At 70.2% G+C, this 25,615-nt stretch carries 22 protein-coding genes; 12 read left to right on the top strand and 10 right to left on the bottom strand.

Going from position 1 to position 25,615, the window contains the following annotated elements; genetic code table 11:
• Window positions 1-313 precede the first annotated feature (313 nt).
• Together FMQ63_RS13420 and FMQ63_RS13425 are read left to right on the top strand one after the other, a co-directional pair.
• Window positions 314-2,449 (top strand): sulfatase-like hydrolase/transferase, encoded by a 2,136-nt coding sequence (locus FMQ63_RS13420; RefSeq protein ID WP_020478793.1) that lies wholly within the window; start codon window positions 314-316, stop codon window positions 2,447-2,449.
• Complete coding sequence (locus FMQ63_RS13425) at window positions 2,439-2,807, top strand: PaaI family thioesterase (RefSeq protein ID WP_020478792.1); 369 nt, start codon at window positions 2,439-2,441, stop codon at window positions 2,805-2,807. The genes FMQ63_RS13420 and FMQ63_RS13425 overlap by 11 nt, the downstream gene beginning before the upstream one ends.
• An 87-nt stretch (window positions 2,808-2,894) precedes the next feature.
• On the opposite strand, the gene FMQ63_RS13430 is transcribed toward FMQ63_RS13425, so the two are convergent.
• Together FMQ63_RS13430 and FMQ63_RS13435 are read right to left on the bottom strand one after the other, a co-directional pair.
• Window positions 2,895-3,458 carry an NADH-quinone oxidoreductase subunit B gene (locus FMQ63_RS13430; protein WP_011552800.1) on the bottom strand — a complete coding sequence of 188 codons (564 nt, stop codon included), beginning with the start codon at window positions 3,456-3,458 and terminating at the stop codon, window positions 2,895-2,897.
• Window positions 3,459-3,464: 6 nt separating this feature from the next.
• A complete protein-coding gene (locus FMQ63_RS13435) occupies window positions 3,465-3,836 on the bottom strand; it encodes an NADH-quinone oxidoreductase subunit A (protein ID WP_011552801.1) in 372 nt (123 codons plus the stop codon).
• Between the two features lie 249 nt (window positions 3,837-4,085).
• Here FMQ63_RS13435 and FMQ63_RS13440 point away from each other — a divergent pair, with 249 nt between their 5' ends.
• Window positions 4,086-5,648 (top strand): methyl-accepting chemotaxis protein, encoded by a 1,563-nt coding sequence (locus FMQ63_RS13440; protein WP_026113956.1) that lies wholly within the window; start codon window positions 4,086-4,088, stop codon window positions 5,646-5,648.
• Between the two features lie 3 nt (window positions 5,649-5,651).
• Here FMQ63_RS13440 and FMQ63_RS13445 read toward each other — a convergent pair whose 3' ends face one another.
• The 4 genes from FMQ63_RS13445 to FMQ63_RS13460 form a co-directional block, all read right to left on the bottom strand.
• Window positions 5,652-5,888 (bottom strand): amphi-Trp domain-containing protein, encoded by a 237-nt coding sequence (locus tag FMQ63_RS13445; RefSeq protein ID WP_011552803.1) that lies wholly within the window; start codon window positions 5,886-5,888, stop codon window positions 5,652-5,654.
• Between the two features lie 93 nt (window positions 5,889-5,981).
• On the bottom strand, window positions 5,982-6,872 hold the full coding sequence (locus FMQ63_RS13450) for a sigma-70 family RNA polymerase sigma factor (protein ID WP_011552804.1): 891 nt from the start codon (window positions 6,870-6,872) through the stop codon (window positions 5,982-5,984).
• Window positions 6,869-9,985 (bottom strand): tetratricopeptide repeat protein, encoded by a 3,117-nt coding sequence (locus FMQ63_RS13455; protein WP_011552805.1) that lies wholly within the window; start codon window positions 9,983-9,985, stop codon window positions 6,869-6,871. Before FMQ63_RS13455 ends, FMQ63_RS13450 begins: the two co-directional genes overlap by 4 nt.
• A 56-nt stretch (window positions 9,986-10,041) precedes the next feature.
• A complete protein-coding gene (locus tag FMQ63_RS13460) occupies window positions 10,042-10,860 on the bottom strand; it encodes a PHP domain-containing protein (protein WP_011552806.1) in 819 nt (272 codons plus the stop codon).
• Window positions 10,861-10,978: 118 nt separating this feature from the next.
• Here FMQ63_RS13460 and FMQ63_RS13465 point away from each other — a divergent pair, with 118 nt between their 5' ends.
• From FMQ63_RS13465 to FMQ63_RS13475, 3 genes are all read left to right on the top strand, one after another.
• Window positions 10,979-11,266: a hypothetical protein gene (locus FMQ63_RS13465; RefSeq protein WP_020478791.1), complete on the top strand. Its 288-nt coding sequence runs from the start codon at window positions 10,979-10,981 to the stop codon at window positions 11,264-11,266.
• 62 nt (window positions 11,267-11,328) lie between these two features.
• Window positions 11,329-11,763, top strand: coding sequence for an OsmC family protein (locus tag FMQ63_RS13470; protein WP_011552807.1), 435 nt, complete (start codon window positions 11,329-11,331; stop codon window positions 11,761-11,763).
• A gap of 106 nt (window positions 11,764-11,869) precedes the next feature.
• Entirely contained in the window at window positions 11,870-12,397 is a 528-nt protein-coding gene (locus tag FMQ63_RS13475) for a hypothetical protein (protein ID WP_225909937.1), read from the top strand.
• Between the two features lie 75 nt (window positions 12,398-12,472).
• Here FMQ63_RS13475 and speA read toward each other — a convergent pair whose 3' ends face one another.
• Window positions 12,473-14,503, bottom strand: a complete 2,031-nt coding sequence (gene speA, locus FMQ63_RS13480) for a biosynthetic arginine decarboxylase (RefSeq protein ID WP_171452255.1) — start codon at window positions 14,501-14,503, stop codon at window positions 12,473-12,475.
• A gap of 238 nt (window positions 14,504-14,741) precedes the next feature.
• On the opposite strand from speA, the gene clpX reads away from it, so the two are divergent.
• Complete coding sequence (gene clpX / locus FMQ63_RS13485) at window positions 14,742-15,812, top strand: ATP-dependent Clp protease ATP-binding subunit ClpX (protein WP_026113955.1); 1,071 nt, start codon at window positions 14,742-14,744, stop codon at window positions 15,810-15,812.
• 1 nt (window position 15,813) lies between these two features.
• Here clpX and FMQ63_RS13490 read toward each other — a convergent pair whose 3' ends face one another.
• From FMQ63_RS13490 to dnaK, 3 genes are all read right to left on the bottom strand, one after another.
• A complete protein-coding gene (locus tag FMQ63_RS13490) occupies window positions 15,814-16,569 on the bottom strand; it encodes a CvpA family protein (RefSeq protein ID WP_011552811.1) in 756 nt (251 codons plus the stop codon).
• 14 nt (window positions 16,570-16,583) lie between these two features.
• Window positions 16,584-17,447 carry a J domain-containing protein gene (locus tag FMQ63_RS13495; RefSeq protein WP_020480714.1) on the bottom strand — a complete coding sequence of 288 codons (864 nt, stop codon included), beginning with the start codon at window positions 17,445-17,447 and terminating at the stop codon, window positions 16,584-16,586.
• Window positions 17,448-19,184: 1,737 nt separating this feature from the next.
• A complete protein-coding gene (gene dnaK, locus FMQ63_RS13500) occupies window positions 19,185-20,792 on the bottom strand; it encodes a molecular chaperone DnaK (protein WP_011552814.1) in 1,608 nt (535 codons plus the stop codon).
• A gap of 181 nt (window positions 20,793-20,973) precedes the next feature.
• Here dnaK and FMQ63_RS13505 point away from each other — a divergent pair, with 181 nt between their 5' ends.
• The 5 genes from FMQ63_RS13505 (at window position 20,974) to FMQ63_RS13525 (ending at window position 25,614) form a co-directional block, all read left to right on the top strand.
• A complete protein-coding gene (locus FMQ63_RS13505; RefSeq protein ID WP_020478789.1) occupies window positions 20,974-21,831 on the top strand; it encodes a class II glutamine amidotransferase in 858 nt (285 codons plus the stop codon).
• Between the two features lie 277 nt (window positions 21,832-22,108).
• Window positions 22,109-22,552, top strand: coding sequence for an ATP-binding protein (locus tag FMQ63_RS13510; RefSeq protein ID WP_228556415.1), 444 nt, complete (start codon window positions 22,109-22,111; stop codon window positions 22,550-22,552).
• Window positions 22,549-23,217, top strand: a complete 669-nt coding sequence (locus FMQ63_RS13515) for an ATP-binding protein (protein WP_020478788.1) — start codon at window positions 22,549-22,551, stop codon at window positions 23,215-23,217. The genes FMQ63_RS13510 and FMQ63_RS13515 overlap by 4 nt, the downstream gene beginning before the upstream one ends.
• On the top strand, window positions 23,214-23,414 hold the full coding sequence (locus FMQ63_RS13520) for a hypothetical protein (RefSeq protein WP_020478787.1): 201 nt from the start codon (window positions 23,214-23,216) through the stop codon (window positions 23,412-23,414). Before FMQ63_RS13515 ends, FMQ63_RS13520 begins: the two co-directional genes overlap by 4 nt.
• Before the next feature lie 280 nt (window positions 23,415-23,694).
• Window positions 23,695-25,614 (top strand): GYF domain-containing protein, encoded by a 1,920-nt coding sequence (locus FMQ63_RS13525; protein ID WP_225909939.1) that lies wholly within the window; start codon window positions 23,695-23,697, stop codon window positions 25,612-25,614.
• The last annotated feature ends 1 nt before the right edge of the window (window position 25,615 follow it).

Genomic DNA, 25,615 nt, shown 5'->3' on the forward strand with positions numbered 1-25,615 from the left:
GGGTGGGCGACGGCCCGGACAGGGGGTGGATCAGCCGGCCGCGAGCACCCCTCCAGGTTGTCCTACACTGAGGGTAAAGGTGGCCACGGGCAGTCGCTTGCGGGCATCCAGGTGGGATTTACCGGCATCCAGGCGAAGCTCCTGGCTGTCATCAGGATGGGAACCGTGAGGCGGCGCAGGGCCCTCACTGGCTGCCCGTCGAGGCGGAGTCAAGGCCGTCCATTTTGCAATCCCTCGCGAGGAGCGCAGGTTGGCGAGGGCCGGTCGTCCGGCCGGCACACGCCTGTTTCAATCGGGTATAGAAGAGGAGGTCATGCCCGAATCCCCCCCTTCCGGCATTCTCCGTTCCTGGTGGCCGCGCCTGCTCGTGGGGGCCGTGCTGGGTGTGTTGCTGTTCGCCGCCGAGTCGTGGCTGCTGCTGCGCTCGGGTGTCGTGGGCATGGACATCCCGGTGGATGGCCCCTACGCCGCGTTGATGGCGGCCGTGCGGCCTGTCCTCCCTGGCCTGCTGTTGCGAGTCGCTGCCGTGTACGCCGTGGCCGGCATGGTGCTGGCCGTAGCGGGGACATTGCTGGCGCGTGCCTGGGGACGGGGCGGCGCTTGGGCGACGTTGGGGCAGGGGCTGCTGTTATTCGTGCTGCTGGCGTGGGACCGGGCCATCGCGCGTCCGGCCCTCTTCGATGACCTGCCCGCGCTCCGGTTGCTGCTGGCCTGGCTGGTGGATCATGGCGAGCCCTGGCATCCCCGCGCGGTGCTGGCGGTCTGGCTGGTGTCGCACGCGGCGGTGTGGGTGGCGCGCACGCGGCAGTGGCGGCGTGCGGGATGGGCAGGCGCAGCGCTGGCGGGCGTGGCGGGGCTGCTGGTGGTGGGGAAGGGGATGGCTGGACGCGGCACGCCTGAGCATCCGCTGGTGGTCGTCATCGGCATCGACGCGTTCCGGCCGGACCGGCTGAAGTCGCAGGGAGGCTCGGGCGAGGTGGCGCCCCATGTGGAGCGCCTGCTGGAGGAGGCCACGCTCTTCACCCGCGCGTACACGCCCATTGCCCAGACGGAGCCCGCGTGGCGTTCGCTGCTCACCGCGCGGTGGCCGCATGAGACGGGCGTGCGCTACTCGCTGACGTCCGACTCGCGGATGCAACTCCAGCGAACCTTCGCGGAGTCCTTCGCCCAGGCGGGGTGGCGCACGGTGTTCGCCACCGACTGCTCGCGCTTCCACGCGGAGGGGCCCGCGTCCGGCTTCGAGACGCGCCTGCAGCCGCCGCGCGGGGCGGTGAACTTCCTCCTGGAGAAGCTGCGTTACCGCGCGCTGGGCATGTTCGCCGACCACGCGTTGGGCGCCGCCTGGTTGCCCGAGTTCATCGACAACCGCGCGCTGGCCGGTATCCATGACCCCATGGGCTACGCGGAGCGGCTGGCCTCACGGCTGGTGGACGAAGCGAGCGAGGGCCCCACGTTGTTCGCCTTCCACGCGACGGCGGCGCACTTCCCGGGCGACCCGGTGCATCCGTTCTATCGCCGCTTCGTGCCCGCCTCGGAGCCGCTGGAGCGCCGGCTGCGCATGCACTTCGCCCCAGTGTCTCCAGGCGCGAAGGGCGGCTGGAACCGGGCGGGCGCGGAGGCGCTCTACGACGAGCTGATTGCGCAGGCGGACGCGCAGGTGGGGACGCTGCTGGACGCGCTGCGCCGCTCAGGGCGCTATGACGATGCGCTCATCCTCCTGATGTCGGACCATGGCGAGAGCTTCCACGCGGACCGCGAGGACCTCGCGGGCGCCACGCCGGTGCATGGCGCGCGGCTGTCGGAGGAGGAGAACCGCATCCTCCTGGCGGTGAAGCCACCCAAGGGACGGGGGACGGCGCCAGCCCTGGTGGATTCGCTGGTGCGGCTCGTGGACGTGGGGCCCACCCTGCTGGAGTTGTCCGAGCTGCCGAACCTGTCGGATGTGGACGGCGTGTCGCTGGCGCCGCTGCTGCGCGGCGAGGACCTGGGGCCGCTGTCGCTGTACGCGGAGACGGGCTTTACCCATGTGCTGCCGGAGGTGTTCGACGCGGGGCACTGGCCGGGGGCGCCTCGCTCCTTCGATGCGTACCGCATCCGTCCGGATGGCGTGGTGGAGATGGGGCCCGCGGCCCACGCCCGCATCCTCCAGGAGAAGGACGTGGGTGCCTTCGACGGCCAGCGCTGGTGGGTGGACCGGCCCCAGGCCAACGGCACGTTGCTGCGCGCCTGCCAGGGCGACTGTGAAGGGCCGGACGCCCTCGCGCTGGAGGCGTGGTTCGACCGCGTGCAGGGGCGGACGGTGGCGGGAGGCTGGCGTAAGGTGGCCGGCCATGTCGACGACTCCGGACACCCCGAGCCTTCAGGAACGCTACGCGCCCCAAAACAGCTGCTTCGGCTGCGGCCCGGCCAACGCCCAGGGCCTGCGCATCCGCAGCCGCGTGGAGGGTGATGCCGTCGTCGCGGAGTGGACGCCGCAAGAGCACCACCACGCCTTCGAGGGCGTGCTCAGCGGCGGCATCGTCGGCACGCTGCTGGACTGTCACTGCAACTGGACAGCGGCGTACCACCTGATGCGCGCGCAGGGCGGGGATGCGCCGCCGTGCACCGTCACCGCCGAGTACACCATCACCCTCAAGCGCCCCACGCCCATGGCCGGGCCGCTGCGCCTGGAGGCGAAGCCGGTGGAAATCCAGGGTGACCGCGCCGTCATCGAAGGCACGCTCACCGCGGGTGGGAAGGTGACGGCCACTTGCCGGGGCACCTTCGTCGCCGTGAAGCCGGGCCACCCCGCGTACCATCGCTGGTAGTGGCGCCAGAAATACCAAGGCCCCGGCGCTTCCACCGACTGAGGCGGGAAGCGGGCGGGGCCCTGGCGGTACCGCGCGTGGGGCGCGTTACTTGTTCATGGACAGCAGCAGGTTGTGCCGAGCGGCCGTGGGGTTGGCCTCCTCGCGCTCCGCGATGCGGTGGACCTGGTTGCCAATCTTGTCCTGCAGGAGCATCAGGCCGTCGAGCACCTGCTCCGGGCGCGGCGGGCAGCCGGGGATGTAGACGTCCACCGGGATGATGCGGTCGATGCCCTGGAGCACCGCGTAGTTGTCGTAGAAGCCGCCCGAGGACGCGCACACGCCGAAGGCCACGACCCACTTGGGCTCGGCCATCTGCTCATAGACGCGCTTGAGGATGGGGGCCTGCTTCAGGTTGATGGTGCCCACCACCATCAGCAGGTCCGCCTGGCGCGGCGAGAAGCGGGGGAACTCCGCGCCGAAGCGGGAGATGTCGTGCCGGCTGGCGGCCACGGACATGTACTCCATGCCGCAGCAGGCCGTGGCGTACGGATAGGTGAAGAGCGAGTACTTGCGCGCCCAACCGAGGCCCTTGGAGACGATGGACTGGAGCCAGCCCATGGACTCGTCACGGCGGGTCGTCACGATGTTTGCGAGGTCAGCGTCAGCCATGATGTCTCAGCTCTCCCAGTCCAGGGCGCCCTTCTTCCAGATATAGATAAGGCCGACCACCAGCGTCACGGCGAAAACCAGCATCTCCACGTACCCGAACCAGCCGAGCGCCTGGAAGTTCACCGCCCAGGGGTACAGGAACACCGCTTCCACGTCGAACACGATGAACAGCAGGGCCACGACGTAGAACTTCACCGCGAAGCGCTGCCGCGCCGGGCCGCTCGACTCGGAGCCGGCCTCGAAGCTGGTCGCCTTGATGGCGCTCGGGCGGCGAGGACCCAGCCGCGTGGTGATCTGGGGAATGAGCATCGCCATGCCACCCGCCAGCAGCAGGACGACGGCCAGCGGCAGGTATGGCGTGAGGGGAGTCGGAGTCATCGCGCGCGGAACCTAATGACACCGTGCTCGCAATGTCAAAGGGAAAGTCCAGGGAGCGGCGCGCCAACCCCTTGAGATGACGGCGAAAAGCGGTGTTCATGGGACCCCGGGGCGCGCCTGGCGTGGATCAGCCGCCCGCACGGCTCCAGTCTGGCCGGCCGGTTTGACGCTCCGCGAAGGGACGCCTACCGTCCGAGAACCGTCGGCATCCATCCGGCGTGAAACTTTCTCACCGGGGAGATGGCAAGCATGTGGGGCCGGCTCGGCTTGCGGACGCAGGTGGCCATCGCGGTGCTCGTGCCGTGCCTGGCGGTGGTGAGCTTCTGCGTCGTGTACTTCCCCATGCACCAGCGGGAAGTCACGCTGGAGTTGCTCCAGAAGCGGGTGCGGGTGGTGGCGCGGCTGATATCGCAGCACCCCGCGCTCCTGTCCGCGGACAGCACGCCGGAATCCACGGCCCGGGTGCGGGACGTGTTGTCGATGCTGGAGGCCCCGGAGGCGCTGAACGAGCGCGGTGGCTTCACCCTGCGCTACCAGGGGCTGGTGTCGGCGGAAGGCACCGTGCTCCATGGGCGCGGCTCCATTCCCACGGCCATCCGCTCGCTCGGCGTGGAGGGGCTGGAGGGCTGCGCCACGTCCACCCAACACGACGAGGTGTCGGTCCGCTGCGCCAGTGGTGAGCGCATCTACGTGGCGGGCTTCGGCGTCCAGGAGGCGCTCAGCTCGGTGGATGACATGCGGGGCGCGGTGCTGGCCGGCCTGGCGGGCGCGCTGGTGCTGGGGCTGGCCCTGTCGTTGTTCATCAGCCGCGCCATCGCCGAACCGGTGGCCCGGGTGACGGAGGTGGTGCGGGACGTGGCCCGGGGTGACATGTCGCGCGGGGAACTGGACGTGCCGGCCACGGGCGAGGTGCGCCTCATGGCGCAGTCGTTCAACAAGATGCTGGGCACGCTGCGCACCTCGGTGATGGAGATGGTTTCGCGCACGGAGCAGTTGTCCGGCGCATCGCGGGGCCTGTTGGGGGCGTCCGCGGACCAGGAACACGTCATCAGCCAGCAGGCGGCGTACGCGCAGCAGATTGCCGCCACGTTCGAGGAGCTGAGCCGCACGGCCGAGCAGATCTCCAGCTCCACGGAGGTGGTGGAGTCGAGCGCGCGGCGCACCCACGAGGCCGTGGCGGAGGCCATGGCGGTGGTTGCGCAGGTGGTGGCGGGCATCAACGACATCCGCACCGAGTCCAAGGGCGTCGCGGACGCGATTGTCGGCCTCAACCAGGACCTTCAGCAGGTGTCGAAGATTGCCCAGGTCATCAACCAGGTGGCGGAGCGCTCCGACTTGCTGGCGCTGAACGCGGCGCTGGAGGGCACCAAGGCGGGCGAGGTGGGGCGGGGCTTCTCGCTGGTGGCCGCGGAGATGCGCAAGCTGGCGGAGAACGTGTCCGCATCCGCGCGTGACATCGCCCGCATCGTGGAGAAGGTGCAGGACTCCGGCGAGGAAGCGGCAGCCAAGGCCCGCGTGGGCATGGCCACCAGCGACCGGGGCGTGGAGGTGGCCGAGCAGGCCTCCTCCGTGTTCCAGCGAATCGTCGAGCTGGCGCGCGGCACCAGCGAGGCGGCCCGGCAGATCACCATCGCCACCCGTCAGCAGCGCCAGTCCAGTGAGCAGGCCGTGCAGGGCGCCCGCAACGTCGCGGAGCTGGTGAAGCAGGGCGTGGACGCGACGGGACGCACCACGCGCATCGCCCAGGACCTGCAGGCGGTGGCCGAGGGGCTCACCGCCGTCACCAGCCGCTTCAAGACGACGCGGAACTGAGGCTCACTCCCGCTGCCAGCGCAGCTGGAACTCGACCTCGTCCACGCCGTCCCCGCGCTCGTGCTCGATGTTGAAGAGCGCGTCGGCGGGGATGCGCAGGCGCTCGCCAGCGACCTGGATGTTGAAGGCCTTGCCCTCCTCGATGGCGTCCGCCAACCGCCGCAGCTTCGCGACGAAGTCCTTGCGCGGGTACGTCTTCTCCAGGTCTCGGTTCGCTCGCTTCGCCTTCTTTTGCGCCATCGTTGAGGGCTCTTTCGTCCAGGGTTTCCCCGGATGATGGCATCGCCTGCGATGGATGCGCAGCCTGAATCAGCGCGGCATTCGAGACACGCATCAGCTCATCAGACGGTGGAGGCTGAGGTCCAGGCGGCTCTGGACCAGGCCCAGGAGGCTCTCCACCTCGCGCCCGTCCAGCTTCAGCCGGGCGGCCAGCTCTCGGTGGGTCAGCTTCAGGAGCCGCTCACGGGCCTGGGCCACGTGGCGTGCGACACTGGAGCGGGGCTCCGCGTACAGCGTGGCGATGCGGTCCATGGTGAGGCCGTGGAGGTGGTGCAGGCGCAAAAGCGCGCGCTCCCGTTCGGACAACGTCGCCAGCGCGGCCTGGAGGGATTCGGACAGGGCTTGCCGGGAGTGGGCCTGGAGCACGTTTCGCTCGGGGTCGTCCCGGGACAACAGTTGCTCCAAGGCCTCCGGAGGCGTGGAGGACTGCTCGTGGCGGCCGGTCTGCTCCAGCAGCTCGCCGCCGATGCGCGAGGCGACGATTCGCACCCAGCCGCCCAGCGAGCCCCGGCCCGAGTACTCCGCGATTTTCGGCGCGCAGCCGTGAACGCCCAGTAGCAGCCGCTGGCGCGTCACCTGGAGCACCTCGTCCACCATCGCCGTGAGGTGCCGGGACAGTCGTGCGGCGGCTTTCTGGAGGACGTGCTTCTCGAAGAGCTGCAACGCCTGGGGCTCTCCCTGGGCACAGGCACATGCCAGGTAGACGTCCGCGGCATGGAGCTGCTTGAGCGCATCCAGGGGTGTGCCTTCCTCGCGCAGGTGCCGGCCCACGTGGTGCAACAGGGCCGCGGGCGCCAGCGCCACGGTGGGCCACGCCGCACGGCCTTGGTCGAGCAGCTCCGTGAGCAGGGCCTCCAGCGCGGGCGCGGAGCGCAGCGTGTCGTGCAGTGACTCGGGTGCCCCCGCGAGCAGCAGCGGCGTCAGCGTTTCCGGAGCCTGGCTCATCGGGTGACCTCGCTCACACGGGGCAGGTGCCGCGTCTGCCATGCCACGAGCTCGTCGTGTTCGCGCCGGGCGCGCAGACCCTGGGCTTCCAGCCACGCTTTCGCCTCGTGGATGAGGGCCGTGGCCTGCTCGCGCCCCTCCGGGGCGGGCCGTTCCCATAGGGCCTGTGCGAGGAGGAAGGACACTCGCGCGGCTTCCTTCCGGTCCAGCCACACGCGAGCATGGATGCGCCGTGCGCGCTCGAGCAACGGGACGGCTCGCTCCGGCGCGCGCAGGCTCAGGTGGGCCTCGCCGAGGCAGGCGAGGTCGAGCGCGACGTCCGGGCTGTCGTCACCCTGCGCGGCTTCATCCAGCGCCAGGGCGCGCTGGCAGCGGGTCAGTGCCGCCCGGAATGCGCCCGTCTCGAGGTCCACCCGGGCCAGGTCCCGCTCCACGCCACATGCCACCACGCTGTCGGTGCCGTTCGCCTTCTGGAGGAGGCCAAGCGCCTGCGTCAGGTTGCGCCGCGCCACCGCCGGCCGGCCCGCGCGCAGGTGAATGAGGCCCAGGTTGCGCAGCGACATCTCCAGGCGCGGCGAGTCCTGGCCCACGCTGCGTTGGATGCGCTCCAGCGCCTGCTGGTTGTGGGCGAGCGCCTCGTCGAGCTGGTCGGAATCATAGGCCACCATGCCCAGCCCGCCGAGCGCGGTGACGGTGTTGGGGTGGTCCGTCCCCTTGCTGCGCTCGAAGATGGCCAGGGCTCGCGCATAGTGGCTCCGGGCTTCCTCCAGGCGCCCCTCGCGGCGCAGCAGGCCGGCCAGGTTGTTGAGGGGGGCGGCCAGGCTCGCGTGGTCCTTGGAGCGCGCGGCCTCCAGCAGCGCCAGCGAGCGTTGGAACGTGTCGAGCGCTTCTTGCGTGCGGCCCAGGGCGAGCAGTTCGGTGGCGATGTTGTTGAGGTTGAGCGCGAGCACCGGGTGCTCGGGGCTCCACTGTCGCTCCTGGAATGCGTAGGCCTGCGCCTCCTGGTAGAGCGCCAGGGCCTCCTCCGCGCGAAGCTGGCGCGAGCGGACGCGTCCCAGTCCGGTGAGGAAGTACGTCACGCGAGGCCGTGAGGGGCCCGCGGTCCTCCGCGCCAGCTCCAGTCCCTGGGTGAACTCCGCGTCCGCTTCGTCCAGCTTGCCCTGCACCAGGAGCAAGCCGCCCATTCGCAGGTGCAGGTCGGTGGCGATGTGCGGGAAGCGCTCCCGGCCCAGCCGCTCCACCGCGGCGCGGGCGTGGTGCACCAGCCGGTTCGCCTCGTCCATGCGCGCCATCTGGTCGCCCACCACCCACAGGAGGAGGTTCCAGACACGGGCCACGGTTTCGTCGTCGCGGCCCGCCTCGGCGGCCCACAGCGCCTTGTAGAGGTGCTCCTCGGCTTCTTTGGGCTTGCCCGCGAGCCCATGGGCATAGCCGTGCAGCGTGAGGACCTCTGCCTCCAGCGGCCGGTAGTCCAGCCCCTGGATGTCCTGAAGCAAGGCCGTCGTCTCCTTCAGCGCGCCGGGGTGGTTGCCCGCGTCCATGTGGGCCCGCGCCTCGGCCAGCTTGCGTCGCGCCGCGTCCACGCGAGGCCGCAGGGCATCCGGAGGCTGCGGCCGGTTCGCCAGCTCCGGAGCATCCCGGCAGCCGGAGACGCCCTCCAGGGACGCCACCATCTGCGGCGCGTGCTGCACCGTTCGCGCGTCCGCCTTCTCCAGCACGTCGACGACGGCGGCCAGGTGCCACAGCCGCGTGTCCAGGCACGCGGCCGTCTGCCATGATGCATGGGGGGCATCGCGCGAGGCCGTGCACGCGTCGGTGCGCAGCTCGCGCCACGTGTCCGCGTGTCCGTCGAGCGTGCTGGCGACGGCTTCCCACGCGGCGGCGGCGAAGGGCTTTCCCGTGGCCAGGAAGGCCGCGTGGATTCGCGCACGGCGCTCCGGTCCCCAGATGGTGGTGAGCCGCTCCGCCTCCAACTCGCAGCGGGCCTGCCTCCGATGCGCCGCCACGTAGCCCACGGTGAGCCCTACGAGACACGCCACGGCCGTGGAGGCGCCCACCCAGGCAAGGCGCCTTCCAGCGCGGGGGGCCAGCTCGGTCAGCAGCGCCTCCATCGATGGGAAGCGCTCTTCCGGCTGGGCTCGTAAACCCCGCAGCACGGCGCGCCGCACTCGGGCCGGGATTTTCGACTCGCGCTCTGGCGCGCGGATGCGTCCTTCCCGCGCGGCCTGACCCAACGCCTCCAGCGTCCGGCCCTCGAAGGGGCGCACGCCGTGGAGCGCTTCGTACAGCGCCACGCAGAAGCTGAACTGGTCCGAGCGTGCGTCCACGCCGTGACCTTGAAGCTGCTCGGGCGCCATGTACGCGGGCGTGCCCAGCAGCGCGCCCGAATGGGTCAGCGGCGAGTCCACCAGCGACGCCGGCGCCGTCACCGTGTCCAGGCTCGCTGGCGCGGCGTGGCCCGAGACTCCCCGGTGGGAAGGCCGGGCCAGACCGAAGTCCGTCACCCGCACGCGCCCATCCTTCCCGACCAGCACGTTGCCTGGCTTGAAGTCGCGGTGGACCAGTCCGGCGGCGTGAGCGGCCGCCAGTCCCCGGCCCGCGTCCACGAAGACGCGCACCACGTCCTGCCAGGGCCTCGGCGCCTCCAGCCACTCCGCCAGCGACGCGCCCTCCACCAACTCCAGCGCCAGGAAGACACAGTCCTCGCAGACGCCCACGTCGTAGACAGTGACGACGTGCGGATGGGCCAGCCGGGCCAGGGCCTGAGCCTCGCGCAGCAGCCGCAAGCGCAGCTCCTCCAGGTGTCGGCCCTCGGGGCGCAGCAGCTTCAGCGCGACCCTTCGGTCCAGCTCCGGGTCATGGGCCGCGTACACCTCGCCCATGGCGCCCCGGCCAATGCGCTGCTGCACCACGTAGCGTGAGAGCTGGGTGCCCGTGGTCACCAGCGGGCCCTCGACGGGCGGGGGCACGGCCTCCGCCGCGCTGGCGCCCAGGGCCAGGTGCTCCTGGCAGCGCTCACATCCTTCCACGTGGGCCAGTACGCGCGTGCGGTGCGCGTCCGGGAGCGCCCCTTCGAGGAAGTCGCTCAGTGTCGTCTCGCTCGGGCACCCCATGGAGGCCCGGAGACTAACAAATTCCTGGACTTTTCACTTTTACCCGCCTGGGCGGTTCAGGCCTGGGCGCGTGACTTGAGGCGGGCGAAGAGCTCGGGAGGCATGGAGGCGGTGCCCAGCCGGTGGTCGGCGGAGATGGCCTCGCCGTGGAAGTCGCTGCCAGCGGTGGGGACCAGGCCCAGCTCCTTGGCCAGGCTGAGATACTTCTGGCGCACGCTGGGGTTGTGGTCCTCGTGCAGTACCTCGAGGCCCGCCAGTCCCGCCTGGGCGAGCGCGCGGATCTCCAGTCGCTCCATGCGCGATGAACCCGGGTGGGCGAGGGTGGCCGTGCCGCCCGCGTTGCGGATGAGGCGGATGGCGTCCTCGCCCGTCAGCTTGAAGCGCTCCACCCAGGCGGCGCCGCGCATGCCCAGGAAGCGGTCGAAGGCCTCCTTCACGTCCACCACCCAGCCGCGGTCCACCAGCACACGGGCCAGGTGGGGACGTCCCAACTGCGCGTCGCCGGCCACCGCCCGGACGTGCTCCATGCGCACGGGGTAGCCGAGCTGCCGCATGCGCTCCAGCAGGGCTTCCATGCGCTGCTCGCGCTCCAGTCGGAGCCGGTCGGCGAAGCGAGCGATGTCCTCGTCGTCCGGCCTCAGGAAGTGCCCCAGGATGTGGCACTCGCGTCCATGAATGAACGCGGAGATTTCGATGCCCGGCACCAGCTCCACGCCGTGGGCGCGCGCCGCCACCTCGGCCTCGGCCAACCCCGCGACGGTGTCGTGGTCGGTAATCGCCAACACCGTCACCCCGGCGGCGGCGGCGCGGGCCAGCAGCTCCGTGGGAGCATATTGACCGTCGCTGGCGGTGGTGTGCGAGTGCAGGTCAATCACGGCGGGCTCCAGGGTGTGGGGGGAATGTTCCCCATACGCGACCTATGCCGGGTTTCACACCAACTTGCGGCATGGGGGGTGCCGCCGCCACCCAGGATGTGGCTACTGTCCGAGCCCTATGGGCAAGAAGTCCGATACGACCATCGAGAACCGGGTCTACCTCTTCGAGTCATTGGCGAGCAGCTACGTGGCGTCCGCCACCGAGGTCTTGTCCTCGGAGGACCCCGCGGTGCGGCAGCGCGCGCGCCGGGCCCTGGCGGAGCTGGCCTTCGTGTCCTGTGTCATGGCGGACACTGCTCATCTGCCGGCCGAGCAGGTTCGGGCCCAGGTGCTCGGCGCGCCCGAGCGCGTCCCGGAGGCTCCGTCGAAGGTGTCCGGCGGCGCGGCCCGGAAGCGCAACAAGTAGCGGCCTCTGTCGCGGTTCGGGTGGTATGTCGGCGGAGCCCTTTTGCTTCGAGGAGCGCCGACATGAGCCCGCCGCAGACGCCCGCCACGGGCGTGGTGATGACGCTGGTCAGCCAGCCCCAGTTCAAGACGCAGCTCACCCATGGCCCGTCGGGCACGGTGAATCAGACGGAGGCGCCGCGCGACAACGGCGGCACCGGTGGCAGTTTCTCGCCCACGGACCTGGTGGGCGCGGCGCTGATGTCGTGCGCGGTGACGACGATGCACCTGTTCGCCTCGCGTGAAGGCATTGCCCTGGGCGAGGTGAGCGCCCGTGTGGAGAAGCGGATGTCGCCGCCGCCGCGCCGCATCGCCGAGCTGGTGCTGGACATCCAGATGCCGGCCGGCCTGTCCGCCGAGCACCGGGCCACCCTGGAGAAGGTGGGCCGCGAGTGCCCGGTGGCCCGCAGCCTCCACCCGGACGTGAAGCTGCCGCTGACGTTCAGCTATCCGGACTGAGGGCGCCAGGCCGCTTGCCCTCCAGGGGGCCTGCCCGCGAATGCTGCGGGTGGGCCCCTTCGTGTTCATCCTCCCCGACTGCGGGGCTCGTCCTGGAGGACACGGCATGCATGCGAAGCGGCTGGGCATCTACCTCAATGACCACCTGGCGGGCTCGGTGGGCGGGCTGGAGCTGGCAATCCGCACAGAGGTGGAGAACCGCGGCAACCTGCTGGGCCGCTATCTGGCGACGCTCGTCCCCGAGCTGAAGGAAGACCAGTCCACGCTGCTAGCGGTGATGGACGCCCTGGCGCTGAAGCGAGATGGGCTGAAGACGCGCGCCGCGTGGGCCGTAGAGAAGGTGAGCCGGCTGAAGCTGAACGGCACGCTCGTGCGCTATTCGCCCTTGAGCCGGCTGCTGGAATTGGAAGGCCTGTGCGCGGCCACGGAGGGCCGCTTGTCCCTCTGGCGCACGCTGGCGCGCGTGTCGGTGAAAGACGCGCGGCTCGCGGTGTTTCCCTTCGAGTCGCTCGTGCAGCGCGGCGAGGCGCAGCGCTCCGTGCTCCAGCGCCTGAGGGCCCAGGCGGCCGACGTGGCCTTCGCGGAGGAGCCGCAGCCTTTCGGCACCGGAGAGCCTCTCATCGCGGGCCACTGACGGAACGCCCGGGGATGAAAAAGCCCCCTGCCGCGGCGAGCGACAGAGGGCGAGGACTTCATTCTGGCGCGGGGCTCAGGTGCCCGACGTTCCCGACGCGCCGGCGGGCGGTGTCGTGGGCCGGGCGCCCGAGGCGTCCGGCGTGGGCACCAGACGGAGCTGGCTGGCGCTGCTGCCGAAGCTCGCGTCCACCTCGCGCTCCAGGTACGTGTAGCCGGACAGGCCATCCTCGTACATGCGCAGCAGGTTGCGCGATTCGTCCAGGGTGATGCGGCCCTGGCGCAGCGCGGCCTCAGTGAACTTGCGCAGCTTCGCCACCAGGTCGTCCTTGGTGTAGCTGACGTAGTTGAGCACCTCCGTTACCGTGTCGCCGGCCACCACATTGTCGATGAGGTAGCCCCCGTTGGGCCCCAGCGACACCTGCACGGCGTGCGTATCGCCGAACAGGTTGTGGAGGTCGCCGAGGATCTCCTGGTAGGCGCCCACCATGAAGATGCCCAGGTAGTAGTCGTCATCGTTGAGCGCGTGCAGCTCAAGGGCGTCCTTCACCTCGCGCTTGTCGATGAAGTGCTCGATCTTCCCGTCCGAGTCGCAGGTGATGTCCGCCAGCGTCGCGCGGCGGGTCGGCTTCTCCGCCAGCCGGTGGATGGGCATCATCGGGAAGAGCTGGTCGATGGCCCACGAGTCCGGCAGCGACTGGAACACGGAGAAGTTGCAGAAGTACGTGTCGTTGAGCGCCTTCTCCAGGGAGTCCAGCTCCTCGGGAATCTCGCCCTGCTCACGCGCGATGCGCATGATCTTGTGGCAGGTGGCCCAGTAGATGTTCTCCGCCGCCACGCGCTGCTCCAGCGACAGGTGGCCCAGCGAGAAGAGGGTGAGGCTCTCCTCCTTGGCGTCCTGCGCGTCGTGCCACGCCTCCAGCAGGTTCTTGTTGGTGACCTCGCGGTAGGTGGACCAGAGGTTGCGCACCACGGAGGGGGCCTTCTCGTCCACCTTGTCGGGGACCGGCGCCGGGCCGAACTCACTGGTGCCCAGCACGTCCACCACCAGCACCGCGTGGTGCGCCACCACGGCGCGGCCGGACTCCGACACCAGCGTGGGGTGCGGTACGCCGGCCCGGTCGCAGGCCTCCATGACGCCGAACACCACGTCGTTGGCGTACTCCTCCGTGGTGTAGTTCATGGAAGAGGCGAAGTTCGTCTGGGAGCCGTCGTAGTCCACGCCCAGGCCGCCGCCCACGTCCAGGTACTTCAGCGGCGCGCCCTGACGGGCCACCTCCACGTAGAAGCAGCCCACCTCACGCAGCGCGTTCTTCACGTTGCGGATGTTGGAAATCTGGCTGCCCAGGTGGAAGTGCAGCAGCTCGAAGGAGTTGAGCAGGCCCGCGTCCTTCATGAAGCCGATGCAGTTCATCAGCTCGGAGGAGGTCAGGCCGAACTTGGAGCGGTCGCCGCCGCTGGCCTCCCACTTGCCGGCGCCGCGCGTGGACAGCTTCACGCGAATGCCCAGCCGGGGGGCGATGCCCGTGCGCCGGGCGACCTCCGCGATGAGCGGCAGCTCGCTGGGCTTCTCCACCACCAGGATGACGTTGCGGCCCAGGCGCGAGTAGAAGAGCGCCGTCTCGATGTACTCCTCGTCCTTGTAGCCGTTGCAGATGACGAGCGCGTTCTCGTTCTCCAACAGCGCCATCACCGCGAGCAGCTCCGGCTTGCTGCCGGCCTCCAGCCCGTAGTTGTAGCCCTTGCCCGCCTCGATGAGGGTCTCCACCACGTAGCGGTGCTGGTTCACCTTGATGGGGTACACGCCGCGGTAGCCGCCCTTGAACCCCTGATCGCTCATGGCCTTACGGAAGGCTTCGTTCAGGTGGACCACGCGGTGGCGCAGCACGTCCGTGAAGCGGATGAGCAGCGGCAGGCCGATGCCCCGGCGGCGCACTTCGTCGACCAGCTCCTTCAGGTCCATGTTCGGGGCCTGGGGACCGTCCGGGTGGACGATGACATGGCCCTTCTCATTGATGCCGAAGTAGGGGTTGCCCCAGTTCCGGATTCCGTACAGCTCATGCGCGTCGGCGAGGGTCCAGCGGTGGGGAGGGGCGTTTACGGGCATCGGCGTCTCGAGGCTCCCTGGGGTAGATGGGGTGGACTCCCGTGAACAACGGACGATCACAGGAATCGCGCGGGAACTATCGGAAAGCCTCTCGGTATTCAACAGCCGCTTGTGCGGAGGGCAAGCAGGCTGGCGGGGCGGCCGCCCGGTGCTCCTCCTCCCGCGGGCCGACCCTCCATTCAATTCCTACCCTTTCCCCGTGAGTCCTGAGGGACGCGTGGAAACAAGGGGAGGGTACATGGAGTCGTCCGCACGCAGGGAAGAGGCGCTGCTGACCCCGCGGGAAATCTACGAGCGGCTGGATCGCTTCGTCATCGGCCAGGACGGGGCCAAGCGCGCGGTGGCCATTGCGGCCCACAATCACCTCAAGCGACTGCTGGCGCGAAGGCTGCGCCGGACGTCGCTCATCAAGAAATCCAACATCTTGCTGATGGGACCCACCGGGAGCGGCAAGACGCACATCGCCCGCAACCTGGCGGACATCCTCCACGTGCCGTTCACCACCGTGGACGCCACCGAGTACACGGAGGCCGGCTACTACGGGAAGGACGTGGAGGTGATGATCTCCGACCTCCTCTTCAAGGCGAACCACTCCGTGGAGGACACCCAGCGGGGCATCATCTTCATCGACGAGGTGGACAAGATTGCCCGCCGCTCCCAGGGCGCCCGCAACGGCGCGGGCAGCCGCGACATCGGCGGCGAGGGTGTCCAGCAGTCGCTGCTGAAGCTGCTGGAGGGCCGCGAGGTGTACGTACCCCTCAACGTCACCCAGGCCTGGAACAAGAGCGACTTCGTGCAGGTGGACACGCGCGACATCCTCTTCATTTGCGCGGGCACGTTCAGTGACTTGCACGACGATGGGGATGAAGGGCGCCGCGCCATGGGCTTTGGCGCGGAGGACTCGGCGAAGCGCAGCCAGAAGCGCATCAGCACCCGCCAGTTGACGGACTTCGGCATGCTGGCGGAGTTCCTCGGCCGTCTGCCGGTGGTGGTGCAACTGGAGCGGCTGGGCGAGGAGGACCTGATGCGTGTGCTCACCGAGCCGCCGGACTCCATCGTGCGCGAGTTCCGCGAACTGCTGTCCATGGACGACCTGGAGGTGGACTTCGCCGACCCGGGCCTGCGTGAGGTGGTGCGTTATTCCGTGGAGCGCGGGCTGGGCGCTCGAGGATTGCGGTCCGTCCTGGAGCACGTCATGGCGGACGTCATGTTCGAGGCGCCCGAGCGGCGGCGGCGCCAGGTGATGGTGGACGCGGGCTTCGTGCGAGAGCGGCTGCGGGGGCTGGATTCGACGCAGTTGGACGTGTGAATCAGGGCTCGCGCTCGGAGGCGCGGGCCGCGGCGCCCAACCGGGCCGCCACGTCCGGGTCCTGGATGAGCTGGAGCACACCGTCGTGGCGCAGCAGCGCGGCGGTGTCTCCTCGCGCCAGGGCCTGCTTCAGCTTCGGGTCCTGGAGCAGGCGCTGGAAGCGAGGGTCCTTGCGCAGGGCCTTGTAGGCCGGGTCGTCCTGGAGCCGACCCGCGCGCTTCGGATCACCGGCGGCCTTGGCGACCTCCACCAGATTCTTCACCGGGGCGAACTGCGTCATCTCGAAGAGGTTGTAGCGGCGGGCGACTTCGATGGAGAGCGACTCCTTCGGGGACAGGCCCACGCGGCGGCCCGCGATGACGACGTGCTGTTCGAAGAAGGCGATGGCGCTGAGGACGACCCAGGCGATGATGCCCATCTTCGCGCCGCCCAGCACGAAGCCGAGGAAGCGGTCCACGCCCCGGTTCTCATTGTGCTGACCGGTGGAGAGGATGCGCAGCAGCAACGCGCCCAGGGCGTAGCGCACCGCGAGCCACGTGCAGATGAACAGGAGCACCGTGCCCACGATGGCGCCCAGGAAGAGCGGACTGCCCAGGGCCTCGGCCAGGTGTGGGGCCGCCACGGGGCCCAGGCGGCGCGAGGCGAAGTAGCCCACCGCCAGGCCCACCACGTTGGCGACCTGGCGCGACGCCCCGGTGATGGCGCCGATCATGGCGAAGAACAGCACCAGTCCGAGGATGATGAGGTCGATGACCATGGGCGCCGCCGCCGTCAGCGGATCTTGAACGAGCCGCCCTTGTCGCGCGCCTCGTCCTGGGACTGCTTCTGGACCTCCGCCAGCCGCTCCTTGTAGCGGGCGTTGGAGGGCTCATAGGTGAGCGCCATCTTCAGATTCCGCTCGGCCGCGGACCAGTTGCCGGCGTCCGCGTCCTTCTGCGCCTGCTGGAAGAACTGGCGTCCCTTGGGGTGGGTGCCGATCTGCTCTTCCTGCTCCTTCTTGGCGGCGGCCTTGGTCTCCGCTTCGGAGGCTTCGGTGAAGCGCAGCTTCTGGGCGCGCTCGGGGCCCGTCACGTCGACGACGTACTTCTTGCGCTTCGTGTCGTCGCGCAGGACGTAGTAGGCCTCGGTGACGCGCTTGTAGAGATCGTTGATGCGCTCCTTCAGCTCCTTCGAGTCCATGTGGAAGAAGCGGTCCGGGTGGTAGGTGCGGCTCTCCCGGTAGAAGGCGCGCTTGATGTCCGCGGGGGTGGCGGTCCTCTCCAGCATGAGCACTTCGAAGTAGTCGAGTTGGTCCAGCTTCGCGCAGCGCGATTCCAGGTCGGCGAGCTGCTGGATGTCCAGTCCCAGGTCCGTTGACGCAGCAGGCGCCGGCGGTGGCGTGACCGCCGTGGCCGCAGCCGGGGCGACGGACGGGACGATGGGCGCCACGGAAGGAATCGAGGGCACCGCGCCGGATGGAGCGTGTGGGGCCGGCGTCAGCGGTGCGATGCCTGGGACGGCGGGCGCCACGGACGGAACGGCGGGCGCCACGGATGGGGGAGGGCGCGGCGGCGTGGCGCCGGCGGGCACCAGCGCTGGGAGGGACATGGTGGGCCGGGCACCGGGCTTCTGCTGTGGGGCCGTGGAGGGCGTCACGGGAGGGACAACCTGTCCCAGCGCGAGTACGGGAGGCGGCCTCAGCGTCGGTGCTGTTCCTTGGGCGCGCGCCGGTGCGGAAGGTACGGCGCCTGCCTGCGGCGCGGCTGCGGGGATTGCCGGGGCGACGGGCGGGACAGTCCTCGTCTGGGCCGGAGCGCGGGGCGCTACCGGGGCAACGGAGGGGACGACGCCTGTCGATGCGGGCGAAGTTGGAGCGCCCACGGGTGCGATGGAGGGCACTGCGCCCGCGAGTGGAGCGGAGGCACCCACGGGAGCGATGGGGGGAGCGACACCAGCCGAGCTTGGCGACGCTGTTGCACCCACGGGCGCGATGGCAGGGGCAACGGCGGGGATTGCGCCCATGGTGGGTCGCTGCGCCGGAGGAACTGCACCGGCCGGGCGCGGAGGAAGCGTGTTTCCTCCACCTGCCGGGCGAGGCGCGGGCGTCGGTGCCCCCGCCGCATTGGGATTCGAGCCCTGGCGCGGGGCGGACGTGTTGGCTCCAGTGGCAGTGGCGCCAGCCGTCGCGACGCGTGGCACGGGCGTACTCGCGCCAGCGGCGGGGGAGGCCGGTGCAGGTCGCGAAGCGGGCGTAGTGGTGCCCGCAGGGGGCACGCGGGGGACAGGTGTGTTGGCGCCTGCGCCCGCCACCTGGCTCGGTACGGGCGTGGCGGCCCCCGCTGCATCGGTAGGCGGACGCGGTACGGCTGTGGCGGCTCCCGCTGCACCGGCAGGGGGACGCGGTACAGGTGTGGCGGTTCCCGCTGTCCCGGTGGCCGGATGCGGCACAGGCGTGGCAGCCCCAGCTGCTCCGGCGGCCGGATGCGGCACGGGCGTGGCAGCCCCCGCTGTTCCGGTGGCCGGGCGCGGTACGGGCGTGGCGGCTCCCGCTGCTCCGGTGGCCGGACGCGGTACGGGCGTGGCGGCTCCCGCTGCTCCGGTGGCCGGACGCGGTACGGGCGCGGCAACCCCCGCTGCTCCGGCGGACGGGTGCGGCGCGGGTGTCCGCGCGTCAGCTCCGCTAGTGCCCTGCGGAGCCGTGGGCGCCTGCGCGCCAGGGTTCGCGAGCGCCGAACGCGGCACGGATGTCCGAGCGTCAGCGCCAGTTGCACTCGCGCCAGCCGCCGTACCCGGCGCGGACGCCAAGGTCCCTGTGCCAGCTCCAGCCGGGCGCGGCACCGCCGTCGTGGCGACCGCGGCGGATGGCGCATCTCCAGCAGCACTCCGCGGCCCAGGCACTACGCCAGTTGCCGGCTGCCTCGCGGCAGGACTCGTCGCGGCACCCACAGCAGGAATCGCAGGCAGCGTCGTGGGCGTGCCTCGCGGCGCACTCCCCGAACCCGGCGCAGACGGCACCGCACCCGACGCCGGACGTGCCGGTGCCGCCGCAGGACTCGCACCCGGCGCCGTCGCACGTCCGGGAGTGGAAGGCGCACCCTCTCCAGCGCCCGTGCGCACCGTGGGAATCCCCGTCGTCGTGGCCCGGGGCGGCACCGGGGGCGTCACGCCGGTGGGACGTGCGAGAGGTGTTCCCTGGGGCCGAGGCGGCGGAGTCGGCGCGCTGGCGGCGGGCGACGACGGAATCGTCCCGGGCGTGACGGGGCCGGGGACGGCGGCCGTCACGCGCGGGACTGCCGGCCGGGCGGGCGTGGCCGGTGTCCCGGGCGTTGCTCCCGGCGGTTTGCCGGCGCTGGGGTCTGAAGGCTCGGACATCGGCGTGGTCGAGTCGCGGCCTTACTGCGCCGCGGCGGGCAGGTCGTCGCTGTTGTGGCCAGCAAGCCGAATGTTCCGGTTGGCCTGGATGGACTGCTGGATATCGGCCTCGCTCATGCCGGAGGACAGGGTGATGGAGGTCGACGTCTTCTGACCCGTCGCCGTGTCGCACGCGGACACGTGCACCAGACCATCCGTGTTGATTTCGAAGGTGACCTCAATCTTCACCTCGCCGCGGTAGCCGATGCGGAAGCCCGCGAACTCGAACTCGCCGAGCATCTCGCACTCGTCGGCGCGGTTGGACTCGCCCTGGTACACGCGAATCTTCACCTTCTCCTGGCCGTCGCGGCTGGTGGTGAACGTCTTCGAGCGGTCGATGGGAACCGGCGTGTTCTTGTCGATGATCTTCTCGGTGTACCCACCCACCGTGCCGATGCGCAGCGACAGCGGCGTGACGTCCACCAGGAACGTCTGCGTCTTGCTGTCCAGCAGCGCGTGCGACTGGAGCGCCGCGCCCATGGCCACGACCTGGTCCGGGTTGATGCCTTCCAGCGGTTCCTTCTGGAAGTAGTGCTTCACCGAATTGCGGATGATGGGCAGCCGCGTCGGCCCGCCCACGAGGATGACCGCGTCGATGTCTGCAGCCGTCAGGCGCGCGCTCTGCAGCGCCTCGTCGCACACCTTGAAGGTGCGCTGCACCAGGTCCATCACCATGCGGTTGAACTGGTCCTGGTTGAGCTGCCCACGCAGGTCCATGACGTTGCCGTCGGCGTCCTGGCAGATGCCCTGGCAGAGAATCTCCGCGGAGCCCGTCTGGCCCACGTCGATCTTCGCCTTCTCCGCGGCCTCCTTGAGCATCTGCAGGCAGAACTTGTTCTGCCGCACGTCCAGGCGCGTGCGGGCCAGGAAGTCATCCGCCAGCCACGTCATGATGCGGTCGTCGAAGTCGTCGCCGCCCAGGTACGTGTCGCCAGCGGTGGCCAGCACCTCGAAGACGTCCTTGCCAATCTCCAGGATGGAGACGTCGAAGGTGCCGCCGCCCAGGTCGTAGACCACCACGCGCTGGTTGACGTCACGCCCGAAGCCGTACGCGAGCGCCGCGGCGGTGGGCTCGTTGAGGATGCGCAGCACCTCCATGCCGGCGATGCGGCCCGCGTCCTTGGTGGCCTGGCGCTGGTTGTCGTTGAAGTACGCGGGCACGGTGACCACGGCCTTGGTCACCTCCTGGCCCAGGTACGTCTCCGCCACCGCCTTCAGCTCCTTGAGCACCAGCGCGCTGATCTCCGGGAGCGAATAGGAGTGCTCGTTCATCGCGATGCGCACCGAGTTGTTGTCGCCCTCGACGATGCGGTACGGCATCACCGCCTGCGCCTTCTTCACCTCGTCGGAGAAGTAGTAGCGGCCGATGAGGCGCTTGGCGGAATAGACGGTCTGCTCGGGGTTGGTGATGATGTTCTTCTTGGCCGCGTTACCGACCAGGACCGAGCCATCCTCGAGGAACGAGACGCAGGAGGCGTGAGTCGTCTCTCCCCACTCGTTGGGGATGACGGTGGGCTGGCCGTCCTGGACAACCGCCACGCACGAGAATGACGTGCCCAGGTCGATGCCGATTGCGATGTCGTCCGCCATTCCGTCTCCGGTGAGGACCTTCATCAGAGGTCCGTCGGTGAAGGGCACGGAGGTTAGGCACCCCCAGAAGCGGGTGTCAACGTTCCCGTGTCAATAAAGCCCAGCCATTTCAAGGGCTTAGCGAGGGTGCAAGGGAGCACGCCCACTGGCTTGAGGGGGCGCTCCGAGGCCATTATCTCTCATGGCGAAGGGGGTTTACTCATCCATGTCCGTCATCCTCGCCGCTCTGACGTCCGACCCGAACCTGCTGCGCTGTGAGCTGCACCGCCTCCAAGGCCAGGTCCTGCTCCAGGGAGAGCCGAGGGCGAACGCCGTGGGGGTGGGAGCCTACGCCCAGGAGGAGGTCCTGTTGCGGCGCTTCTCCAGTGGCGAGGAGCTGACCCTGGACTCGCTCGTGCCCCCGCATGAATCGGAGGCGCTGCTGTTCCACGCCGGCCAACTGCCCGTGGGCTTGTCGCTGGAGGAGAACACCCAGCCCTTCCGCTCCCGGCGCTGGTTGTTCGCCCTTCATGGCGGCGTACAGGGTTTCGAGCTGCTTCGCGCCCCGTTGCTGGCGTCGCTGCCGGACCACCTGCGGCGTCAGGTGCGTGGCGGAACCGAAGGGGAGCTGCTGTTCGCCGTCTTCCTCAGGCGCCTGCGCGACCTGGGCCGCACGGAGGATCCTCGGCTGGAGGCCGAGGTCGCTGGACGCGTGCTGGCGGACACGGCGCGCGAGGTGGCCCAGGCCGCGACCCAGGCCGGCGTGACACGCACGCCCACGCTCAACCTGGTGGCCACCAACGGCATCCTCCTGGCGGCGACCCGGTACGGCGAGCACCCCTTGTACTGCACGCGGCTGGAGGGGGCGGCCGAATGCGAATTGTGCGAGGTGACGCCCTCGACACCCGATACGCAGCCCGCGGTGGGAGCGCACCGCCGCCGTCGCACCGTGGTGGTGGCCAGCGCGCTCAAGCGCACCACGGGATGGGTGGAGCTGGCTCATGGCCACACGCTGGCGGTGGGGCCGGATCTGCAGATGCACGAGCTGTCCGGCACGTGAGCGACGTGCGCGAGGCAGGCGCCCGGAGGCCGCTCCCGAAGGGGATGCGGGTCTCGGCGCCACCTCGTGGAAGTCCCGGCGGTCCCGCCATGAAGGGCTGAACTCCCGACCGCGCTTCACGAACACCCCTCATTCACACCCAGGCTTTCCCGAGATGGGCGCTCCGGGTCCAGGATGACTGCGGGCCGCTTTACATCCCCGGAGGGGAAGTGCTTCCATTGAGGGTGCTTCATTGAAATATTGAAGAATCGCTGGATTTTTGGTGCTCGTGTCTCCCATGCTCTCAGAAGTTGAGCCGATGTTCAGCATCGAGATCCGCTTGAGGTCGGATGCGGCGGTCGCCGCCGCGTTGAGCCGCCGCTACGCCCGTGAGCATGGCCTGACGGCGCAAGCCAGCGCCGAGGTGGCGGTGGTGGTGAGCGAGCTGGCCACCAATCTGGCGCGCCACGCGGGTGGCCGGGGCTGGGTGGAGCTGTGGCTCGAGGCTGAGTGGCTCTTCATCCGCTCCCGCGACCGCGGCCCTGGCATGGAGGACCCATCCCGGTTCTTTGCTGGCAGGGAAGGGCGTCCAAGCCCGCTGCCCGGAGACAGCCTGGGGGAAGGCGGGGCCGCGGTGCGACGGCTCACCGACGACGTCCAGGTGGCCAACCGCGAAGGTGGAGGGTTCGAGGTGCTGGCGCGCAAGCGGGTGGTGGTCCAGGCGAAAAGGAGGCACGGGTGAGCGGTGGTTGGGTGTGCTCGGCGCTGTTGCGCGTCTTGCAGCAGTTCATGTCGGAGACGGCGGCGTGGTTGGTGCTGCGAGGCACCGTGGAGTCCCTCGGACTGTCCCTGGACACGGCGACCGCGGCGGACCTGCCGCGCATCATCGAGGCGCTGGAACCCGCCACCCGCCACTTCGTGGACCCTTCTCGCCGGCCGCAGATGATGGCGCAGCTTCGCGCGCAGCGCGCGCCCTCGGCGGGGCCGGAGGGCACGGCCACTTCCGCCTCGGCGGAGGTTCGGGCGACCACCTATCTGGTGCGCACGGAAGCGGACGCCAGTCACGCGCGGCTTGCCGCCCGGATGCTGTGCGAATCCCTGGGCGGGCGCGGCTACGAGTGCCAGAAGGTGGCCACGGCGGTGAGTGAACTGGCGCGCAACCAGATTTCGTATGCGGGTGGCGGCACCATCCAGCTCGCGCCGCAGCTTGCGCCCAAGCGGCTGCTGCGTGTCAGCGCCGAGGACTCCGGGCAAGGCATCCCGGACCTGGAGCGCGTCCTGTCGGGGACGTACAAGAGCAAGACGGGCATGGGCCTGGGCTTGTTGGGCGTGAAGCGGTTGGCGGACCGCTTCGACGTGCGCACCGGCCCGACGGGCACGCAGGTGGACTTCGAGGTGTGGCTGTGAGGCTCGCGGTCGCCCACCGCTCCCGTCCGAAGGTGGGGGCGTTGGAGAATGGCGACGGCTTCATGGTGCGCCAGGAATGCGCCCGGACGCTGGTGGCGGTGGTGGACGCGCTGGGGCACGGGCCCGTGGCCGCGCAGATGCTGGCGGAGGAGATGCTCGGCCTGGTGTTGCCCGCGCCCACGAAGTCCTCTGTTTGATCGCCCGGGGAGTGGGGTGTGCCGGCGCGTGCCGCGAGGTGTGAGGGCACTGCTCTCGCTCTCAAGCGCGGCGCGTCGACGACTGTGTGTCCATACCGCACAGTCGGGGCATTGTACGAAGATGGGCCATGGGAACTACGCTATGGCTCCGTCCCACGTGGGGGCTGTGTCCACCTCCGCGCAGATGCTCGCCGTTGACGAATCGCCGTAGTGGCATTCCATTGGGTGAGGTCTGATGGTGCGGCTTAATCGGGACCGGATGGAATCAAGGAGCGGGTCGATGGCCGGCAACTCAGGGGAAGACAACGCCAACCCGGGAAACGCCCGGGAGGTGGCCCCAGAGCGCCCTGACGAGGGCGATTCGCCCGTGTTGGATGGCGTGTCGGATGCGGAGCTGGATGCCATCGTGGGCCAGCTGCGCACGGACAAGAGCCTTCGTACCCGGCCCAGCGCGCAGCCGCGCTACCGCGAGGCCACGCAGTCGGAGCGACTGCACCGGGGCGCGGGCCGTTCACGGGCGTCCACCTTGGGCGAAGAGGAGGCGCCGCCGAAGGAAGCCGCGCCCGTCGTGAAGCATGCCTGGTACTTCGTTGCGGGCGGCGCGGCCTACGGTCCTCACGACCTCGCGGACCTGAAGGCCCACGTGGAGCGGGGTTTTCTGGGCTTTGATTCCCTGTGCTGGCGCGAGGGGTTCAGTGAGTGGCTGCCCCTGGGGCACATCCCGGAACTCGCTTCCGCGCTGCTGCCGCCAGCCGTGCCCGCGGGACCTCCGCCCATTCCGCCGGAAGCGTCCGGGGCCTTCATGCCCCCGGTTGCGCGCGCGGTGGACGTGTCCGAGGCCACCACGGAGCGGGTGATCCTGAACGCACCGGGCACGGTGGTGCCCCCCTTCGCGGCCATTGCCCCTGCCGCCGTCGTGGCCACTCCCGCGGTGAGCGCTGCCGCCATGCCGCAGACGCAGGCCTCCGGCGCATCACTTTCTGTGGATGCGCCAAGGGCTCCGGCCGCGGGCGCTGTCGTCGGGCCTGCTCCGGAAGCTGATGTCGCGGCGCTCGCACCGGAACCTGTCACCGTGCCGGCCGCGAGTGACTTCGCCGCGCACGGAGCCCCTGCGCCGGACCCGATGCCCGTGGCGGAGCCCGTGGGAACCCACGCGGTGCTCGCGTCGCCGTCCCCCGAGGAACGCGCGCGTCGCAAGCGCCGGCTGGGTTTCATCCTGGCGGGTGGTGCCATCGGCGGCGTGTCGGTGGCCCTGGCGCTGAGCGTCCTGGGCGTTGGGGCTGGCCGTGGTGCCTCGAGCCCCGGTGAGGCCGTGGACACGACGCGTGGCTCCGGTGCGCCGCCGCCCGTGGAACAGCCGGTGGCCGCAGCGCCCACGCCAGAAGCGGTCGCGGCTGGCGGCACGGCGTCGGGTTCCTCCACGTCAGTGGGCGGCACAGGCAGCGCGGGTCCTGGCCTCCGCGGCGCGGGCGTCGCGACGTCGGCCGCCGAGAGCGCGCGCGACCCGAGCCCGGTGCAGGAGCCCACACGCCCTTCGACGCCCGCGCTCTCGGCTGTCTCGGTCGAGCGCGGAGGCCGCGTGCCGGAGCTGACCGGCACGGAGAGCACGGCGCGCGCCGCGACTGGCGGCGGACGACCGTCGCCGGAAGAGCGCGTCTTCGAGCGGCCCACGGGCAGTCTCTCCTCGCGAGACGTCGCCGTGGCCTTCGTCATCGGGAAGCACTCCGTGGCGCCTGCTCCGGAGCCGGAGCCAGCCAAGCGGCCCGCGACGACTGTGGCGGAAGCCGCGACGGCTGGCAGCTCGGAGGACGACCTGGGGCCCGACGCGGACTTCGACCGCGTGCTCTCCGGCCCAGGGCCCAACGCCACCAAGCACCACAAGCCGACCGTCTATGTTCCGCCCGACCCGACGGCGCCGCGCGAGTCGCTCGACCTGGCCACCGTCTTCGCGGTGGTGCATGCCCGGCGTTCGGAGCTGGCGGCGTGTGCCCGGGAGCAGTCCGCGCCGCCGCAGGAGGGGGACCGGGCAGTCCTGCGCTTGAGCGTCCTTCCGAGCGGGAAGGTGGAGTCCATCACCACCGAGACGCCGTGGCTGCGAGGCACGTCGCTCGTGCGTTGCATGCAGCAGAAGATAGGCGCCTGGACGTTTCCCAGGCATCGAACGCAGGGAGCGCCCGTCGTCTTCCGATACGAGTTCTGAG

The sequence above is a fragment of the Myxococcus sp. CA005 genome (assembly GCF_006518205.1).
GTDB lineage: Bacteria > Myxococcota > Myxococcia > Myxococcales > Myxococcaceae > Myxococcus > Myxococcus xanthus.

Excerpts from the sequence above, each read along its gene's own strand:
- FMQ63_RS13420 (WP_020478793.1), top strand. The coding sequence starts at position 314 with ATGCCCGAATCCCCCCCTTCCGGCATTCTCCGTTCCTGGTGGCCGCGC.
- FMQ63_RS13475 (WP_225909937.1), top strand. The coding sequence starts at position 11,870 with ATGCATGCGAAGCGGCTGGGCATCTACCTCAATGACCACCTGGCGGGC.
- dnaK (WP_011552814.1), bottom strand. The coding sequence starts at position 20,792 with ATGGCGGACGACATCGCAATCGGCATCGACCTGGGCACGTCATTCTCG.
- FMQ63_RS13510 (WP_228556415.1), top strand. The coding sequence starts at position 22,109 with ATGCTCTCAGAAGTTGAGCCGATGTTCAGCATCGAGATCCGCTTGAGG.
- FMQ63_RS13465 (WP_020478791.1), top strand. The coding sequence starts at position 10,979 with ATGGGCAAGAAGTCCGATACGACCATCGAGAACCGGGTCTACCTCTTC.
- FMQ63_RS13505 (WP_020478789.1), top strand. The coding sequence starts at position 20,974 with ATGGCGAAGGGGGTTTACTCATCCATGTCCGTCATCCTCGCCGCTCTG.
- clpX (WP_026113955.1), top strand. The coding sequence starts at position 14,742 with ATGGAGTCGTCCGCACGCAGGGAAGAGGCGCTGCTGACCCCGCGGGAA.
- FMQ63_RS13490 (WP_011552811.1), bottom strand. The coding sequence starts at position 16,569 with ATGGTCATCGACCTCATCATCCTCGGACTGGTGCTGTTCTTCGCCATG.
- speA (WP_171452255.1), bottom strand. The coding sequence starts at position 14,503 with ATGCCCGTAAACGCCCCTCCCCACCGCTGGACCCTCGCCGACGCGCAT.
- FMQ63_RS13470 (WP_011552807.1), top strand. The coding sequence starts at position 11,329 with ATGAGCCCGCCGCAGACGCCCGCCACGGGCGTGGTGATGACGCTGGTC.
- FMQ63_RS13435 (WP_011552801.1), bottom strand. The coding sequence starts at position 3,836 with ATGACTCCGACTCCCCTCACGCCATACCTGCCGCTGGCCGTCGTCCTG.
- FMQ63_RS13430 (WP_011552800.1), bottom strand. The coding sequence starts at position 3,458 with ATGGCTGACGCTGACCTCGCAAACATCGTGACGACCCGCCGTGACGAG.
- FMQ63_RS13450 (WP_011552804.1), bottom strand. The coding sequence starts at position 6,872 with ATGAGCCAGGCTCCGGAAACGCTGACGCCGCTGCTGCTCGCGGGGGCA.
- FMQ63_RS13440 (WP_026113956.1), top strand. The coding sequence starts at position 4,086 with ATGTGGGGCCGGCTCGGCTTGCGGACGCAGGTGGCCATCGCGGTGCTC.
- FMQ63_RS13525 (WP_225909939.1), top strand. The coding sequence starts at position 23,695 with ATGGCCGGCAACTCAGGGGAAGACAACGCCAACCCGGGAAACGCCCGG.
- FMQ63_RS13455 (WP_011552805.1), bottom strand. The coding sequence starts at position 9,985 with ATGGGGTGCCCGAGCGAGACGACACTGAGCGACTTCCTCGAAGGGGCG.
- FMQ63_RS13445 (WP_011552803.1), bottom strand. The coding sequence starts at position 5,888 with ATGGCGCAAAAGAAGGCGAAGCGAGCGAACCGAGACCTGGAGAAGACG.